17 protein-coding genes and 1 tRNA gene are annotated in these 15,900 nt (G+C 58.0%); 13 read left to right on the top strand and 5 right to left on the bottom strand.

The annotated features are described in order from the left end of the window. Positions 1 to 18 precede the first annotated feature (18 nt). The 6 genes from ACR0EN_RS04825 to ACR0EN_RS04800 all read left to right on the top strand — a co-directional run bounded on the left by ACR0EN_RS04825 (position 19) and on the right by ACR0EN_RS04800 (position 4,085). A tRNA-His gene (locus tag ACR0EN_RS04825) sits at positions 19 to 95 on the top strand. A gap of 92 nt (positions 96 to 187) precedes the next feature. Next, the gene (dusA, locus tag ACR0EN_RS04820) at positions 188 to 1,207 is read left to right on the top strand and encodes a tRNA dihydrouridine(20/20a) synthase DusA (RefSeq protein ID WP_480585427.1); all 1,020 of its coding nucleotides are present in this window, start codon (positions 188 to 190) and stop codon (positions 1,205 to 1,207) included. A 28-nt stretch (positions 1,208 to 1,235) separates the two neighbouring features. After that, a complete protein-coding gene (locus ACR0EN_RS04815) occupies positions 1,236 to 2,060 on the top strand; it encodes a sulfite exporter TauE/SafE family protein (RefSeq protein ID WP_170511906.1) in 825 nt (274 codons plus the stop codon). After that, entirely contained in the window at positions 2,054 to 2,839 is a 786-nt protein-coding gene (locus ACR0EN_RS04810; RefSeq protein WP_170817947.1) for a hypothetical protein, read from the top strand. Before ACR0EN_RS04815 ends, ACR0EN_RS04810 begins: the two co-directional genes overlap by 7 nt. Before the next feature lie 36 nt (positions 2,840 to 2,875). Continuing rightward, positions 2,876 to 3,604, top strand: coding sequence for a SpoIIAA family protein (locus ACR0EN_RS04805; protein WP_170403297.1), 729 nt, complete (start codon positions 2,876 to 2,878; stop codon positions 3,602 to 3,604). A gap of 280 nt (positions 3,605 to 3,884) precedes the next feature. Then, a complete protein-coding gene (locus ACR0EN_RS04800) occupies positions 3,885 to 4,085 on the top strand; it encodes a hypothetical protein (protein ID WP_170817946.1) in 201 nt (66 codons plus the stop codon). 9 nt (positions 4,086 to 4,094) lie between these two features. Here ACR0EN_RS04800 and ACR0EN_RS04795 read toward each other — a convergent pair whose 3' ends face one another. Genes ACR0EN_RS04795 through ccmI form a run of 3 tightly spaced genes read right to left on the bottom strand, consistent with a single transcriptional unit; the run spans position 4,095 to position 6,027 of the window. After that, positions 4,095 to 4,328 (bottom strand): DUF1289 domain-containing protein, encoded by a 234-nt coding sequence (locus ACR0EN_RS04795; RefSeq protein WP_170396339.1) that lies wholly within the window; start codon positions 4,326 to 4,328, stop codon positions 4,095 to 4,097. Positions 4,329 to 4,345: 17 nt separating this feature from the next. After that, positions 4,346 to 4,810 carry a Holliday junction resolvase RuvX gene (ruvX, locus tag ACR0EN_RS04790; RefSeq protein ID WP_170403288.1) on the bottom strand — a complete coding sequence of 155 codons (465 nt, stop codon included), beginning with the start codon at positions 4,808 to 4,810 and terminating at the stop codon, positions 4,346 to 4,348. Next, positions 4,807 to 6,027, bottom strand: a complete 1,221-nt coding sequence (ccmI, locus tag ACR0EN_RS04785; RefSeq protein ID WP_170466350.1) for a c-type cytochrome biogenesis protein CcmI — start codon at positions 6,025 to 6,027, stop codon at positions 4,807 to 4,809. Before ccmI ends, ruvX begins: the two co-directional genes overlap by 4 nt. Positions 6,028 to 6,205: 178 nt before the next feature. On the opposite strand from ccmI, the gene ACR0EN_RS04780 reads away from it, so the two are divergent. From ACR0EN_RS04780 to ACR0EN_RS04765, 4 genes are all read left to right on the top strand, one after another. Next, positions 6,206 to 7,450: a sarcosine oxidase subunit beta family protein gene (locus ACR0EN_RS04780; RefSeq protein ID WP_170422297.1), complete on the top strand. Its 1,245-nt coding sequence runs from the start codon at positions 6,206 to 6,208 to the stop codon at positions 7,448 to 7,450. Between the two features lie 88 nt (positions 7,451 to 7,538). Continuing rightward, complete coding sequence (locus ACR0EN_RS04775; RefSeq protein WP_170511915.1) at positions 7,539 to 7,868, top strand: sarcosine oxidase subunit delta; 330 nt, start codon at positions 7,539 to 7,541, stop codon at positions 7,866 to 7,868. 43 nt (positions 7,869 to 7,911) lie between these two features. After that, positions 7,912 to 10,926 carry a sarcosine oxidase subunit alpha family protein gene (locus ACR0EN_RS04770; protein WP_480585422.1) on the top strand — a complete coding sequence of 1,005 codons (3,015 nt, stop codon included), beginning with the start codon at positions 7,912 to 7,914 and terminating at the stop codon, positions 10,924 to 10,926. After that, entirely contained in the window at positions 10,919 to 11,485 is a 567-nt protein-coding gene (locus ACR0EN_RS04765; protein WP_170396351.1) for a sarcosine oxidase subunit gamma family protein, read from the top strand. Before ACR0EN_RS04770 ends, ACR0EN_RS04765 begins: the two co-directional genes overlap by 8 nt. A gap of 109 nt (positions 11,486 to 11,594) precedes the next feature. On the opposite strand, the gene ACR0EN_RS04760 is transcribed toward ACR0EN_RS04765, so the two are convergent. Next, positions 11,595 to 12,362 carry an FkbM family methyltransferase gene (locus tag ACR0EN_RS04760; RefSeq protein ID WP_170663719.1) on the bottom strand — a complete coding sequence of 256 codons (768 nt, stop codon included), beginning with the start codon at positions 12,360 to 12,362 and terminating at the stop codon, positions 11,595 to 11,597. 101 nt (positions 12,363 to 12,463) lie between these two features. On the opposite strand from ACR0EN_RS04760, the gene ACR0EN_RS04755 reads away from it, so the two are divergent. Both ACR0EN_RS04755 and ACR0EN_RS04750 read left to right on the top strand, forming a co-directional pair. Continuing rightward, on the top strand, positions 12,464 to 13,063 hold the full coding sequence (locus ACR0EN_RS04755; protein ID WP_480585419.1) for a superoxide dismutase: 600 nt from the start codon (positions 12,464 to 12,466) through the stop codon (positions 13,061 to 13,063). Between the two features lie 284 nt (positions 13,064 to 13,347). After that, positions 13,348 to 13,800 (top strand): baeRF12 domain-containing protein, encoded by a 453-nt coding sequence (locus ACR0EN_RS04750; protein WP_170396355.1) that lies wholly within the window; start codon positions 13,348 to 13,350, stop codon positions 13,798 to 13,800. 49 nt (positions 13,801 to 13,849) lie between these two features. On the opposite strand, the gene ACR0EN_RS04745 is transcribed toward ACR0EN_RS04750, so the two are convergent. Then, a complete protein-coding gene (locus tag ACR0EN_RS04745) occupies positions 13,850 to 14,401 on the bottom strand; it encodes a TIGR00730 family Rossman fold protein (protein WP_170396357.1) in 552 nt (183 codons plus the stop codon). Between the two features lie 126 nt (positions 14,402 to 14,527). Between ACR0EN_RS04745 and ACR0EN_RS04740 the strand changes: the two genes are divergently transcribed. Then, complete coding sequence (locus ACR0EN_RS04740) at positions 14,528 to 15,868, top strand: LysM peptidoglycan-binding domain-containing protein (RefSeq protein WP_480585416.1); 1,341 nt, start codon at positions 14,528 to 14,530, stop codon at positions 15,866 to 15,868. Positions 15,869 to 15,900: the final 32 nt, after the last annotated feature.

Here is a 15,900-nt window from a genome sequence, read left to right as displayed (position 1 = left end):
AAATCGCCCCTCACAAGTGCCGCCTTAGCTCAGTTGGTTAGAGCGCTGGATTGTGGATCCAGAGGTCCCCTGTTCAAGCCAGGGAGGCGGTACCATCTCCCAAAACCCAAGAACGGTTTGCCGGTTGCAGGTCTTTCTGTATACCCGGTACTTGGCGAAAGCTGCGTTCCGATGACATGAGCAAGATATGCCGGATAAGAAACCTGTAGACATCCGTAGAAGTGCGAGACTGTCTGTTGCACCGATGATGGATTGGACCGACAAGAATTGCCGGTTTCTGCATCGTTTGCTGAGTTCTGAGACCTTGCTTTATACTGAAATGGTCACAGCGCCTGCTTTGGTGCGCGGCGGCGCGCTGCATCTGCTGGACTTTAATCCTCAGGAGCACCCGGTTGCGTTGCAGCTAGGAGGTTCGGACCCGCAGGAATTGGCGCAGGCGGCCAAGCTGGGCGCGGAAGCCGGATATGACGAGATCAACTTGAACTGTGGGTGTCCGTCTGACCGGGTGCAATCAGGGACATTCGGTGCGGTATTGATGCGCGCACCCGAAAAGGTCGCGGAATGCGTTGCGGCGATGCGCGAGGTGGTGAAGCTCGAAGTCACGGTGAAATGCCGTATCGGTGTTGACGAACAGGAACCTTCAGAAGTGCTACCTGCTTTCCTCGACCAGATTCGCAAGGCCGGTTGTCAGCGGGTGACGATCCATGCGCGCAAAGCTTGGTTGCAGGGGTTAAGCCCTAAGGAAAACAGGGATATTCCACCGTTGGACTATGGTCTTGTGCACCGGATGAAGGCTGATTTTTCGGACATGCACATCTCGATCAATGGTGGCATTACGTCGCTTGCTCAGGCGCAACAGCATCTGGAGGCTGGGCTTGATGGTGTCATGATCGGTCGTGCCGCCTATCACCAACCGACAGATATTTTGGCGGCTGCGGACCCGTTGATCTTTGGAACGGGCAGCGTCGCGGATCCCATTGAAGTGGTGCAAAATATGCTGCCCTATGTCGAGGCGCATCTTGTCGACGGTGGTCGATTGCACCAGATCACGCGGCATATGCTGGGCCTGTTCGCGGGGCGTCCCGGTGCGCGGGGATGGCGGCGGATGCTCTCCGAAGGTGCTGTGCGCGAGAATGCCGGCCCAGAAGTGATCCTGCAGGCTCTGGACTCTGTTGCTGCGCTATCGCAGGTGGAACAGGTAGGCTAAGACGGCTTCGAGCCGCTATGGGGGAATGATGCCCGAGACGATGTTGCTGGCCCAGATGCTGGGCCTTTTGCTTGTGATCGGCGCTTTGGCCGGGGTGTTGGCTGGACTTTTGGGCGTTGGCGGTGGAATCGTTCTGGTGCCCGCGTTTTTCTATGCGTTTCAGACACTTGGATATGGCGGGCCTCAGCTGATGCAGCTATGCCTCGCAACTTCGCTGGCGACGATCATTGTAACGTCGATCCGATCGGTTCTTAGCCATAACAAGAAAGGCGCGGTGGATTGGGGCATCCTGCGCGGCTGGGGGCCAGGCATAGCGGTGGGTGCGGTGATCGGTGTTCTGGTGGCTTCAGCTCTGAGGACAGAGTTTTTGCAGGCACTGTTCGGCATGCTTGGCATGGTTATCGGCATCTATCTTGGATTGGGTAAATCCGAGTGGCGGTTGGGGGATGCGATGCCCAAAGGATTGCGCCGCGCCGCGCTTTCCCCTTCGGTAGGGTTTCTGTCGGTACTGATGGGAATTGGCGGGGGCAGTTTCGGCGTTCCATTGATGAGCCTTTATAACACTCCGATCCACCGGGCGGTTGCGACCGCAGCGGGCTTTGGCGTGATCATCGCTGTACCGTCGGTGCTTGGTTTTTTGTTTCTCAACATCGCTCCGGAGCATCGCCCGCCGCTGACCATTGGCGCGGTCAATCTGGTGGCTTTCGGTATCGTCGTTGCGATGACTATGATCACCGCCCCGTGGGGCGTTAAGCTGGCGCATGCGATGGATCCGAAGCCGCTCAGGCGGGTCTTCGCGGTATTCCTTACCCTGGTTGCTCTGAATATGCTGAGAAAGGCGTTGGGGTGGTAGCGTCGTTTTACGAGCTAGGTTGGGTAAAGTTTCCTTATGATGGAGCGTTGGCGGATTGGGTGGCGCACGCTCTTCCCACTGCGCGTGCGTCCGTCAGCGATCCGGCTCATGCAGCTTGGCACGATTGCGATGGCACGTGGTTCATTGGCGTTGATGCACTGGACAATGATGCGCAGGGCAGGGTCGCGGGTTCGCCTGCACTGGCGGGCGCGGCCATCGAACTGGCACACCAGCAGTTTGGATCGATTGATCTGCACAAAGGGCAGGTGTCGGTAATATATCCGGGCTACCCTCAACCCCGGCGTGGCGAAAGCGAGGCTGCGGCGCGGTATCGTGCGCGGCGAGATGCGGCGCATGTGGACGGGCTCAAGCCAGCTGGTCCTGATCGACGACGGCGGGTGGATGAACCTCATGCCTGGATATTGGGTATCCCACTTACCGAGGCCAGTGTGGACGCAGCACCAATGGTGCTGTGGGAGGGAAGCCACAAAATCCTCGGCGATGCTTTTCGGGCCGCGATGAAGAAGGTGCCGCGGCATGAATTGAGCGAGGCCGATATCACAGATGTCTATCAGGCTGCGCGTCGCGAAGTGTTCGAGACCTGTCCGCGCCTCGAGCTACCGGCGCGCCCGGGCGAAGCCTATCTGTTGCACCGCCACTGTCTGCATGGTGTTGCACCATGGGGTCCGAATGCCAGCGCTGGACCGGATGGACGGATGATCGCCTATTTCCGCCCTCAGATGCCTGGTGGTGTAGCGCAATGGCTCGAATCCCCGTAACCTCCTGCCATTGTTTGGCTTTGGAGAGTTGGTTCGATGATTACGGTTCACACGAATGCAGATGGTGCCCTTATTGAGGTCGAGCTTTCGGGCGAGGTCACTAGCGCAGATTACGCGAGCACGCTTGTTCCCGCTATTGAGGCCGCATTGGAAGAGCACGACGCCATACGTCTGCTGGCGATCGTTGGGTCCGAGTTCAAGGGATATGATCTGGGTGCCGCATGGTCTGATACCAAGTTGGGGCTCAGCCATTGGCGCGGATTCGACCGGATTGGCGTTGTGGCGGACCAGGGATGGGTGCAAACAAGCGTCCGCCTGGCTGCCCCGATCCTGCCTTGCCCGGTGCACGTTTTTGGAATGGATGAGGTGGAGGAAGCGCGTCGCTGGATGCGCGAATCTCTCGGGGCGATCCACGTGACGGATCTGGGCGGACCTTGCGTGCAGATCAGCCTGATGGGCAAACTGGATTCACAGGAATACGGTCAGGCTCAAACCGATCTTGATGCGCTATTGCGCGAACGTGACGGGTTTCGCCTGTTGATCGATCTGCGCGAGTTCGATGGTTGGCAGGGTCTGACTGCAATGGCAGCCCATTTCAGACTGGCGGCTGGTCACATCGGGATGCTGGATCGTGCAGCGATTGTCGGTGACAAGACATGGCAAAAAATGGCGCAACGCATGGCCAGTCATGTTCTGGGAACGCGGACTCAGTATTTCCCGGCGGAGGAATACGAGAATGCAATAACCTGGCTTGCGACTGGCTAAATGCTCTAAAAATGTTACAGAAACAATGCCTTGTAATCATAGGCATTGTTCTTTTTTGCGTTGACGTTACGGAATGCAACTTTAAGTTAGCGCTATTATTGACTGGTTGGTCAAATAACTTAAAAAGTCCTTACCTGTCCCGGATTTAGAGGGAGAGGCAACAAGCTGTTTCGCGTCGCTGTGGGCCACCACTCACTCAAACACAGCTTCCGGACTCCTCCCCCTCGGTGTTCGGAACGGTCCCGCAGTGGCGCGTCGTTTATTACATATTGGAAGAGCAATGGTTTTTCGCTCAGTACTAAAGCGCATTCTTTCGAAGGACACCCCCGAACAGGCTGAAAGCCACGAGTTGGAAGCTGAGTTGCGCCCGCGACCTGCAAAGACGACAACCCAGAACGAGCTGGTTAAACTGTTCGGTTCTGAGTTGCGGGATCACGAATCTCTGAGTGATCTTAAGCCTACGCGGACACCAAAATACTAGGCTTGCGGATCAGGACCCTTGCAGCCGGGCGGCACGGCCACCACGGCGCTTTGCCAGACGGGGTTTGCGTTCCGGCAGATCCTGCATGATTTCGGCCCGTTCGGTGCTGTCCATCTTTGACCAGCGCGTGATCTCGTCAATGGTGCGGTAGCAGCCGGTGCAGATACGTTCGGTCGGATGAACGACGCAGATTTGGATGCAAGGGCTTTCGACCTCGTCCCGTTTCCAAACCATATTCGTCATGGGCGTTTTCCGATCCGTCAAAGAAAGCGCAGTCTGTCCAGCGCGCCTTGCAGAATATAACCTGCTGCGACGTGATCAATAACCTGTCCGCGACGTTTTCGTGTCGTATCCGCCTCAAGCAGTGCTTTTTCTGCCGCAACGGTGCTTAGTCGTTCGTCCCAGAAACCGATGGGCAGATCGGTCAAACGGGTCATGTTTCGTGCGAAGGCGCGGGTTGACTGGCAGCGCGGCCCTTCGCTGCCATCCATGTTGCGCGGCAGTCCGAGGATAATGCCGCCGATCTCACGCTCGGTCACAATCTCGATCAAACGCGCGGAATCCAGTGTGAATTTCTTGCGTCGTACCGTCTCAAGCGGGGTGGCCACGCCGCGCATCCGGTCCGAGACGGAAACGCCGATGGTCTTTTCTCCCAGATCCAGCCCCATCAGGGCTGACATTGGGGGCAGGGATGCTGCGAAGTCTTCGAACGCGTCGTGGATCATTGAGCGATTCCGGCCTGCAGCGCGGCAGCGTCGATCATCTCCAACGCTTCAGCGTTACCCGCAAATACTTCCTTGGCTTCGTTCCTGATTTTGATGGCGCGTTGGCCTTCGCCCAGCACGCCCAGGGCGGCAATCAGGCGTGCCCACTCCTCGGGTGTCCCGCCCTCGGTCGCAAGGCGGTCCGAAAGGCCATCGACCATGCCGCGGATCATTTCTTGTCGTTCTTCTGGCGACATCTCGGCAGCGGCATTTACATCGTCCTGGCTAGGGCCGGATGCAGCAGAAAAGTCGGGTGTGTTAAACACGCCTGCGCGGAATGCCAATTCATCGATCTGTGACCGGATGGCATTCGCCCATGGGGCGCCAGCCGGGGCGTCGTTAAGGGTTTCGACCCAAACGCGATAGGCCATATCAGGCCGCCCGGTCTGTGCCAGCATCTGCCCCCAATAATACCGGGCAGGACCCAAGCGCTGATTGCGCTCAAGCGCCTGTCGCAAGGCGGCTTCCGCTTCCGGTGAGACGTAGCCGCCAGCGGCCAAAATCATCATCTCTGCCTGATCCGAATAGGCCTGAGCCGACGCGTTGTCACCCGACAGTTCGATCACACGGGTTTGTGCCTCATACCCTGCTTTGAAGTTCCCCGCGTTGGTTTCATGCTGTGCCAGCAGGGTATGGCCTTGCAGATCATCGGGGCGTTCGGCCACAGTTTCGCGCAGCCGGTTCAGCAAAGTTGCATAGCTTTCGTCCAGCGGAGGCGTCTGGAGCGGTGTGGCAATGCCCTCGGCCTCAGCCTGGCTGGGTCGATTTTCGCGCAGGTCTTCTGCCATTTCCAGACGAACTGAAAGGGGCATGTCAGGGAAACCGGCAGCACCCAACTGGCGATACATCGCCAACCCGCCACCAACCAGAACGGCGGCCATGGCGAGGAACGCAATTATGGTAACCAAGCGTGATGGCCCGGTGCCTTTGTCTTCATTGCGCATCTGCGCGTCTGCAGCCAGGATACGGCGCGAGATTTCCGTGCGTACACGTTCAGCATCAGCTTTCGCGATCACGCCGCGCGCCAAGTCTTTGTCAACGCCTGCTAGCTGTTCACGATAGACCCGCAGATCATAAGCAGCTGTCGGGCCGGTGCCGCGACGACCGCGCAGCATCGTGTAACCCAGGAAAATCGCGATCAGCAGCGCGATCAAGAAGATGAGAACCCAGAACGGCATGGTCCCTCCAAAATGGTTGCCCTGACTTAGACCTGTCGGCGCATGGAAAAAAGGGACAAATAGCCGCGAAGGGCGCTCATGTCGCAATAGTGCATTATTGCGGCGTTGCGCGGCAGGGTTAAAATGTACGGGCACGGCATACCTGCGCCCAATCATCGAAGACCGGACGGATTCGCACATGAAACACTACTCAGCCTTTGCTGTAGCGCGCGAAGCGCTGCGCTATCACACCGGATGGGAGCGCGCATGGCGTTCGCCGGAGCCTAAGAAGCGCTATGACGTCATTATCGTCGGGGCCGGCGGTCACGGCCTGGCAACAGCTTACTATCTTGGCAAGAACTACGGCATCCAGAACGTTGCCGTAATAGAAAAAGGCTGGTTGGGCGGTGGCAACACCGGTCGGAACACGACCATCATCCGATCGAACTATCTGCAGGATCCGTCAGCGGCGATTTACGAAAAGGCGCGCGGTCTCTACGAAGATCTGAGCCAGGAGCTGAACTATAACATCATGTTCAGCCCGCGTGGCGTAATCATGCTGGCGCAGACCCAGCACGAGATTCGCGGCTATCAGCGTACTGCGCATGCGAATGCGCTGCAGGGTGTTCAGACCGAATGGATTGGGCCCGAGCGTGTGAAAGAACTGGTGCCGATCATTAATCTGGAAGGTCCGCGCTATCCGGTTCTGGGCGGGCTTTGGCAGGAACGTGGTGGGACCGCGCGCCATGATGCGGTGGCATGGGGCTATGCCCGCGCATGTTCGGCCATGGGAATGGACATCATCCAGAAATGCGAAGTCACCGGCGTCCGGTCCGAAAACGGTCGTGTTGTCGGGGTCGATACCACAAAAGGTGCCATCGATTGTGACAAGCTGGGCATCGTGGTTGCGGGGCATTCTGGCCAGTTGGCTGAGATGGCGGGCTTCCGTCTGCCACTGGAAGCCGTTGCACTGCAAGCGTTGGTGTCCGAGCCGATCAAACCCTGTATGGATGTCGTTGTGATGGCGAACACCGTACACGGCTACATGTCTCAGTCCGACAAGGGCGAGATGGTGATTGGTGGTGGCACAGACGGGTTCAACAACTATACCCAGCGCGGCAGCTTCCACCATATCGAGGAAACGGTACGCGCATTGGTCGAAACTTTCCCGATGATCTCGCGCCTGAAAATGCTGCGCCAGTGGGGCGGTATTGTGGATATGACCGGCGACCGTTCACCCATCCTGTCGAAAACACCGCTTAATGGCTGCTTTATCAACGCAGGCTGGGGCACCGGCGGCTTCAAGGCCATTCCGGGATCGGGCTGGGGCATGGCTCAGCTGATGGCCACGGGGCATTCACCACTGACCGAAGCCTTCTCGCTGGATCGTTTCAAAGAAGGCCGCTTCATCGACGAAAGCGTCGCGGCCGGGGTGGCGCACTGATGAAGATTTTTTGTCGAAAAATCTCGCACGCCCGTCACGCAGAATTTGCAGGCAGATACGTCTCGCCTGCTGCCAAGAGGATGATCACATGCTGATCTTGAAATGCCCTTATTGCGGCGTCGAAGCCGAAGAAACTGAACTGGCTGCAGGTGGCGAGGCGCATTTGAAGCGTTATGGCCCGGGCTCGTCAGATGATGAGTTCCACGACTACCTTTTTATGCGCGAAAACCCCAAGGGCGTTCATTTCGAACGCTGGCGCCATGCCAATGGGTGCGGCAAGTGGTTCCACGCCGCGCGCTGTACGAACACGCTTGAGGTCTTTGGCACCTATTCGGCGCAGACAACCGAGCCGCCCCAAGAGATCAAGGACGCCATCACCGTCAAGCGTCCCGGCTGGACGTGGAGAGAGTACAAATGATCTGTACAGCCATCCAAAATACCGCCTGCGAAAGGTCCGCATCATGAGCACCCGTCTCGCAAAACATGGCCGTTTGATTGATCGGTCGAAAAAGGTCAACTTCACCTTCAACGGCACCTCGATGCAGGGCTACGAGGGCGATACGCTCGCGTCTGCCTTGCTGGCAAATGATCAGATGATGATGGGCCGGTCGTTCAAGTATCACCGCCCGCGCGGCGTGGTCGCTAGTGGCGCGGAAGAGCCAAACGCTCTGGTCGGTCTGGGTGAGGGCAACCGGTTTGAGCCGAACCAGCGCGCCACCACGACAGAGCTGTTCAATGGTCTGACATCCGCATCACAGAACCACTGGCCGAACCTCGAGTTCGACATCGGCGCGATCAATACGCATCTGTCGCGGTTTCTGCCAGCCGGATTCTATTACAAGATGTTCATCCATCCGAAACCGTTCTGGAAACATGTTTACGAGCCGTTTATTCGCCAGTCGGCGGGTTTGGGCAAAGCGCCCGACAAGGACAACCGTGACGCGGACACATACGAGCACTTTTACGCCTTCACCGATGTCTTGGTGATTGGCGGTGGCGTTGCAGGTCTGCAGGCCGCCAAAACGGCAGCCCAGTCCGGTGCCAGGGTAATGTTGATTGAACAAACCGCACATTGGGGCGGTCGCGCTCCGGTTGATGGCGGTACCATCAATGGTGAGCCTGTGGATAAGTTCGTGGAACAATTGGTTTCCGAACTCGAAACAATGAACAACGTCACCATGCGCAATCGCTGCATGGGCGCTGGTGTCTATGACCACGGTTATGTGCTGGGTTATGAGCGCCTGGCAGACCACAAGCCGGGTGTTCAGGGCCCGCGTCACCGCCTGTGGCGCATTCGTGCGAAGCAGGTCGTGACCGCGACTGGTGCGATTGAGCGTCCGCTGTCATTCGCAGGCAATGATGTGCCTGGCGTCATGCTGGCCTCTGCCATGCGCGACTATGTGGTCAACTGGGGCGTGACGCCGGGTGACCGTGTCATCATCGCCACCAACAATGATGACGCCTACCGGACTGCAATTACGTTGAAGCAGGCCGGTGTCGATGTCCTGCGCGTGGTTGATGCGCGCGACACCGCCGGACCTCTGGCCGAAGAGGCGCGTCAGCTGGGTATCCGCGTCGATCCGGGCAAGGCGATCGCAAAGGTCAAAGGCGGCAAGCGGGTCAAGAAAGTTGCGATCTGCAATCAAGAGGGTATCGGAGGCGCCCGGGAAGAGGTCGAATGCGATGCGATTGCCATGTCAGGTGGCTGGTCTCCGGTCGTGCATATGTGGTCGCATTGCGGCGGCAAGCTGATCTGGGACGAGGCGAACGCGCATTTCCGCCCCGATCCTTCGCGTCCTCCGCTGGGGGCCGACGGTGCAGGTTTTGTTCTGGCGGCAGGGGCTTCGAACGGCCCGCTGGCCCTAGGGGATGTCCTGAAGGATGCAGATACTGCCGGCAAAGCGGCAGCGAAGGCGGCCGGGTTCGCCGCGAAGCGCACCAAAGCGCCAGTTGGTGAGACTACGGCCGAGGCCCCTATGGCCGCTGTCTGGCTGATGCCTTCTAATGCCGAGATTGATCTGCGCATGAAATCGTGGCTGGACTTCCAGAACGACGTGAAAGTCTCGGACGTGCAACTGGCTGCGCGCGAGGGCTATGAAAGTGTCGAGCATACCAAGCGTTACACCACGCTGGGCATGGCAACGGATCAGGGTAAGTTGAGTAATATCAACGGTCTGGCAATCCTTGCTGATGCGCTGGATTCAGAGATCCCGAAGGTCGGTACCACCACCTTCCGCCCGCCATATACTCCGATCTCGATGGCTTCGATTGGTGGTGAAGCGCGTGGTGAGGTGTTCCAGCCGATCCGTCAAACGCCGATGCATAACTGGCACGATAAGAACGGGGCCGATTGGGAGCCGGTCGGCCATTGGCGTCGAACCTATGCCTATGTCCGTCCCGGTGAATCCGTGCATGACGCGGTGAACCGAGAGGTGAAAAACACCCGCGAAAACCTCGGGCTGTTGGACGCTTCGACCCTCGGCAAGCTGATCGTCAAAGGCCCCGACGCAGGCAAGTTCCTGGACATGATGTACACCAACATGATGTCCACGCTGAAGGTCGGCAAATGCCGCTATGGCCTGATGTGTTCCGAGAATGGCTTCCTGATCGACGACGGCGTTGTTGCCCGCATCGATGAGGACACGTGGCTGTGCCATACCACCACCGGCGGGGCCGAGCGTGTCCATGGCCACATGGAAGAATGGCTGCAGACCGAGTGGTGGGACTGGAAAGTCTACGTCGCGAACGTCACCGAGCAATATGCGCAGGTCGCCGTGGTAGGTCCGAACGCCCGCAAGGTACTTGAGAAGCTGGGCGGCATGGATCTGTCGAAAGAGGCGCTGCCCTTCATGGAATGGCGCGATGGCAAGATCGGCGCGTTCGACGCGCGGGCCTACCGTATCTCGTTCTCGGGTGAGCTGTCCTATGAGATCGCGGTCCCTGCAAGCCAAGGTCAGGCGTTCTGGGACGCTCTGATCGAGGCAGGGCAGGAGTTCGGAGTGATGCCATACGGCACCGAATGTCTGCATATTCTGCGTGCCGAGAAAGGCTTTATCATGATCGGCGATGAGACCGACGGCACCGTGATCCCGCAGGATCTGGGGCTGCACTGGGCGCTGTCCAAAAAGAAAGAGGATTACCTCGGAAAACGCGCCCATTCGCGGACCCATATGGCCGATCCTGAGCGCTGGAAACTGGTTGGTCTTGAGACTGTGGATGGATCGGTTCTGCCGGACGGTGCCTATGCGGTGGGCGAGGGTGTGAATGCGAACGGTCAGCGCAACATGATCGGTCGCGTAACTTCGACCTACTACTCGGCCAATCTGGGCAAAGGCATCGCCATGGGCCTGATCAAACACGGCCCCGACCGGATGGGCGAAGTGGTCGAGTTCCCGGGCACTGACGGCAAAACCTACAAGGCCAAGATCGTGGACCCGATCTTCTATGACAAGGACGGGGAGAAGCAGAATGTCTGAACCCATCAGCGCACTGAACCACGCCTCATATGATGGCATCGCCAAGATCGAGGAATGCGGCCTACAGGGCATGATCACACTGCGCGGTGATCTGTCGGATAAGGTACTGGCTAAGGTTGTCAAAGACGCCACCGGGCAGAAAGTGCCCGGTCAGCGTGAAGCGTTTGTGAATGGCGACACCGGTGTTTGCTGGATGTCCACCGACGAATTGCTGGTGCTTGTGCCTTATGCCGAGGTCGAGGCCAAACTCGCCGCGATGACCAACGCGCTAAGTGGTACGCACGCACTGGCGGTCAACGTCTCCGACGCGCGGGCCGTATTCCGCGTTTCGGGCGCGAACGCGCGCGAGGTATTGGGCAAGCTGGCTCCGGTTGAGCTGTCGGCCGAGGCATTCCAACCCGGCCAGATCCGCCGTTCGCGTTTGGCGCAGGTGGCAGGTGCCTTCTGGATGGACGACGCTGAGACTTTCCGCATCGTCTGCTTCCGCTCTGCGGCGGACTATGCGTTCAAATTGCTGAAGGTTGCGGCGCAGCCCGGCAGCGAGGTCGGGGTTTATTAAGCCCTGATCGCCTGATGATATGTGGGTGAGGGGGCTTTGCCCCCTCGGCCTGCGGCCTCACTCCCAGGATATTTCTGTTTAGATGAAGGTCGGATCTCTGGTTCGGATCTCAGGGGGTCGTGCTGAACAGGAATGTCGGGAACTGAGTGAGTGCACGCTGGCCCGTGAGGGCGGACTCACCGGTTTCGCGTGTGTGTGGGTCGTGGCATTGGCGATAGAAAGCCAGGTCTTCTGATAGTTTTTTCATGGCCGCGCTGCGGTTGTCTACGCTCAGATAAGGTGCGTGCGTTGAGAGAAACAGCGCAGGGTTATCTTTTTCTAACCAAGACAGCATAGAAGGCAGGACCGAAAATTCAGCGCCTTCGATATCCATTTTGACCAAAGAGACATCAGTCAGGTCGACGGATTCAGAAAATTGATCCCAACCGATGGTAAGTGCGTCGGTGCCATGGCTTCCTTCGTGGAGCAATGATGACGTTGAATCGCCTGCCTCTCCGTGCGCTGAAGCCATTCGTGTCACTCCAAACCCATCTGACAAGGCGATGCTGAAGGCTGATACGTTTCGGATGTCGTTCAGTTCTAGGTTCCAGACCAAATGGCGGTAAGCCACTGGGTCAGGCTCAAAACACCACACATGGCGAGCGCGGCGCGCGGCATAGAGGACCGTGGGGCCGATCCATGCACCGATATCAAGATAGTCCTTTTCGGGCGACAGATAGTGGTCCAGCACCGAAAATGTCTCAGGTTCCCACTCCCCGGCTGATACCTTGCGCCAGAATTTCGAGTGATAGGGGTCCAGGCGAAAGGGTTCACCGTTCAAGTTGCCCGCATAGTATCCGCGGGCGCGATAGAACATTTTGCGCGCCTGTGTCAGCATCGCGGACCTCCGGGTTTTTGTGTTGCGGCCCTTGACCTGCGGCGGCTGTCAAAGCATTTAACCTTTGGAACCGCAACATTCATTTTCAACAGGGGGCCGAGATGGCTTTTGTACTTCCTGATCTTCCTTATGCACATGACGCGCTGGCAGCCAAGGGTATGTCCGCGGAAACGCTGGAATATCACCATGACCTGCACCACAAGGCCTATGTCGACAACGGCAACAAGCTGATCGCCGGCACCGAGTGGGACGGCAAGTCACTGGAAGAGATCATCGTTGGCACATACGACGCAAATGCCGTCGCGCAGAACGGTATCTTCAACAACATCAGCCAGCTGTGGAACCACAACCAGTTCTGGGAGATGATGGGCCCCGGTGGCAACGCGATGCCCGGTGAGCTGGAGAAGGCTCTGACCGAAAGCTTCGGTTCGGTTGACGAATTCAAGTCGCAGTTCAGCGCTGCCGGTGCCGGTCAGTTCGGTTCCGGCTGGGCGTGGCTGGTCAAGAATGCCGACGGTTCGTTGGCAGTGACGAAAACTGAAAACGGCGTGAACCCGCTGTGCTTCGGTCAAACCGCACTGCTTGGCTGTGATGTGTGGGAGCACTCGTATTACATCGATTTCCGCAACAAGCGTCCGGCGTATCTGTCGAACTTCCTCGACAATCTTGTAAATTGGGAAAACGTCGCCTCGCGGATGTGATTTCCACTTGGTAGAACTTAATGAATGGCCCGCTGGCAGTGATGCTGGCGGGCTTTTTGTTATGAATTGATGGGTGGCCGGTAAAAACCTGCCGGTACGTCAACTTTCATTATTCCACCTATTGTGCACGGCCTTTCAGCACCTACGTAAAGTAGGCGGAGGGAGAGTACCGCCAATCAACCAAAAACCTATCAAAATGCGAGCGAAACACCAACGCCGCATCGTTAAACAGGTGTGTCTAAGGGACAGGCGAAGGCCAACCTAAGCGATACAGGAGATCACGAATGGCTGCACTTGAACAGGGAACATGGGTTATCATCGCCGATGGGGAAAAAGCGCTGGTGATGGAGAATATCACGGACGCACAGGACCCCAACTTGGTCGTCGTGTCGGTCGAAGAACAGGACGCAGCACCGACCAAGCCAAGTGACAGGGCAGGGCGGCGACCCGATACGGGACCGAACCAGAAATCTGCAGTTGAAGAGGAGACATGGAAGTCCCACGCAAAATCTCTGTTCGTTCAGGATGTGGCGAACCTTCTGAATCGCAAGGGGCTGAAAGGGGCCTATAAACGATTGGTGTTGGTTGCCAGTCCGCATGTTCTGGGCCTGTTGCGCCGTCGGCTGCACAGTGAAGTGCTGGCAAAGGTTGTGGCCGAAGTCGACAAAACACTCACAAACCACCCGTTGCACAAGGTCGAACGGATACTGAAGACTCGGTTGGCGAAACCTGCCTAAACGAATACTGAGACTCGGGCGGTTTGCGCCGCCCGATTGCCAGTTTTTCTTAGTTCAGTAATTTGCGAAGCGCGGACATGGTCGCATCCGGTGTGTCGACCCAGGTGATGAATTCTGCCAGAGAACCATCTGCAAACCCCTGACCGATCAGTTGATTCAGCAGCGTGTGCAGCGTGTCCCAGTACCCGTCAACATTCATCACCAGAATGGGTTTGTCATGAAGCCCCAGTTGCCGCCATGTCAGTGCTTCGAAAAGTTCGTCCAATGATCCGGGGCCGCCGGGCAGGACAACTACGGCATCCGCGTTCATGATCATCACTTTTTTACGCTCGTGCATCGTCTCGGTCACGATGAACCGGGTAAGGTCGGTCTTGCCGACCTCGCGCTGAAGCAAGTGCACCGGGATCACCCCAAATGTATCGCCGCCGGACGATTGTGCCGCCCGCGCGACCTCGCCCATAAGACCCACATCTCCGGCCCCGTAGACCAGCCGCCAGCCTTCGTTGGCCAACAAGGTTCCAAAGCTGTGGGCAGCGGCGGAGTAGGCAGGATTCACACCATTGCGTGACCCGCAATACACACAGACGGATTTCTGGGACATAGGTAGGGCTCTCTGCTCTTGTGTTAGGGGTTTTGACCCCTGATAGCGGGATTGATAGGTTGGCTCAACCGCTCCATGAAATGCGCGCCAAACTGGGCATTTCCCGGGCGGAGTGAAAGGAAAAGAATGAACGCCAAATCGGGAAGCGGAGGTTCTGGTACCTTCATATGGGGGCTGGTTGCCGGGATCGTTGTGGTGCTCGTTGCGGGCGGGTTGTACCTGTCCGGTCTGTTCGGCGAGCCGGAACAGCAGGCTGAGCAGGAAGCAACCGAAACATCCGAGCCGATTGCGGAGGTCGCCGAGCCGGAAACCCAGCCAGCGGAGGCGCAGCCCGAAAGCCAGGCGGCGGAAGCCGGCGAATCTGTTGCTGAAGACACACCGCCCGAGATTTCCGATCAAACTCCGGATAGCGAAGAAGCGGATGTTCCGGTTTTGGCCGCGCCGGTTCTGGATCAGATATTCGTTGAGTCCGATGGAAACGCGGTACTGTCCGGCAATGCCGAACCGGGGTCCGAGGTCAGTGTTCTGCTGGACGGTGAGACTGTTCACAGCTTCACCGTCGATGACAGCGGCCAGTTCGCCGAGTTTGTATCGATCCCGTTTGCAGACGACGCTCGCGGGCTTGTTCTTGAGACCCGGAAAGGCGAAGACACCAGCCGTTCAGATGATTATCTGATCGCGGCGCAGCCCGAACCGGCCCCACCGGCCGTGGCGGAGCCCGCTGCCGATGAGCCGGTCGAAGAGGTCGCCGAGGCAAAGACGACGGATACGGAAACAACCGATCAGCAAGCAGCCAACCAAGCTGAAACCGAAGAGAATGAACCAGAAGTTGCAGGTGCCGCAACGCCACCTGTGAATGAGACCGCGCCCGCGACTGAAACTCAGCCGGAATCGGGCGACGCGCCTGACCAGCAGGTTGCGATCCTGCGCTCGGGCGAAGAAGGGGTTGAACTTTTGCAAGCACCCACTGTTCAGGATACGCCGCCAGAGCAGATTGCCCTGGACACGATTGGCTATTCGGACGCGGGTGATGTGGAATTGACCGGGCGGGCACAGGATGGATCGGCCGTACGCTTGTATCTGGACAACCAGCTTGTGGCCGACATTGCACCAGCGACTGACGGGCAATGGCGCGGCGAGGTCGAGGGCATTGACCCCGGAGTTTACACTCTGAGAGTGGATGAGGTTGCCCCTGATGGCACTGTGGTCAGCAGGCTTGAGACGCCGTTCAAACGCGAACCCGTCGAGGTCCTGCGCGCGACCGAAACCACCAATCCGGGTGAGGCCTCAACCGACGCTCCGGCGATCCGCTCGGTCACGGTTCAAAAGGGTGATACGCTTTGGGCGATCTCGCGCGACCGGTTTGGTGACGGTGTGCTGTATGTCAAACTTTTCGAGGCTAACAAAGATTCGATCCGTGATCCTGACCTGATCTATCCAGGGCAGATTTTCACCATTCCTGAATAAACATGACCACTGGCCCAACCCGGGCCAGGGCT

The organism is Ruegeria sp. AB7, assembly GCF_056542625.1.
The sequence above is the reverse complement of the archived record's forward strand: the minus strand, read 5'-3'. Positions and strand labels throughout refer to the sequence as shown.

Coding starts and splice junctions, on each gene's coding strand:
- dusA (WP_480585427.1), top strand. CDS start 188: ATGCCGGATAAGAAACCTGTAGACATCCGTAGAAGTGCGAGACTGTCT.
- ACR0EN_RS04815 (WP_170511906.1), top strand. CDS start 1,236: ATGCCCGAGACGATGTTGCTGGCCCAGATGCTGGGCCTTTTGCTTGTG.
- ACR0EN_RS04805 (WP_170403297.1), top strand. CDS start 2,876: ATGATTACGGTTCACACGAATGCAGATGGTGCCCTTATTGAGGTCGAG.
- ACR0EN_RS04800 (WP_170817946.1), top strand. CDS start 3,885: ATGGTTTTTCGCTCAGTACTAAAGCGCATTCTTTCGAAGGACACCCCC.
- ACR0EN_RS04795 (WP_170396339.1), bottom strand. CDS start 4,328: ATGACGAATATGGTTTGGAAACGGGACGAGGTCGAAAGCCCTTGCATC.
- ruvX (WP_170403288.1), bottom strand. CDS start 4,810: ATGATCCACGACGCGTTCGAAGACTTCGCAGCATCCCTGCCCCCAATG.
- ccmI (WP_170466350.1), bottom strand. CDS start 6,027: ATGCCGTTCTGGGTTCTCATCTTCTTGATCGCGCTGCTGATCGCGATT.
- ACR0EN_RS04780 (WP_170422297.1), top strand. CDS start 6,206: ATGAAACACTACTCAGCCTTTGCTGTAGCGCGCGAAGCGCTGCGCTAT.
- ACR0EN_RS04775 (WP_170511915.1), top strand. CDS start 7,539: ATGCTGATCTTGAAATGCCCTTATTGCGGCGTCGAAGCCGAAGAAACT.
- ACR0EN_RS04770 (WP_480585422.1), top strand. CDS start 7,912: ATGAGCACCCGTCTCGCAAAACATGGCCGTTTGATTGATCGGTCGAAA.
- ACR0EN_RS04765 (WP_170396351.1), top strand. CDS start 10,919: ATGTCTGAACCCATCAGCGCACTGAACCACGCCTCATATGATGGCATC.
- ACR0EN_RS04760 (WP_170663719.1), bottom strand. CDS start 12,362: ATGCTGACACAGGCGCGCAAAATGTTCTATCGCGCCCGCGGATACTAT.
- ACR0EN_RS04755 (WP_480585419.1), top strand. CDS start 12,464: ATGGCTTTTGTACTTCCTGATCTTCCTTATGCACATGACGCGCTGGCA.
- ACR0EN_RS04750 (WP_170396355.1), top strand. CDS start 13,348: ATGGCTGCACTTGAACAGGGAACATGGGTTATCATCGCCGATGGGGAA.
- ACR0EN_RS04745 (WP_170396357.1), bottom strand. CDS start 14,401: ATGTCCCAGAAATCCGTCTGTGTGTATTGCGGGTCACGCAATGGTGTG.
- ACR0EN_RS04740 (WP_480585416.1), top strand. CDS start 14,528: ATGAACGCCAAATCGGGAAGCGGAGGTTCTGGTACCTTCATATGGGGG.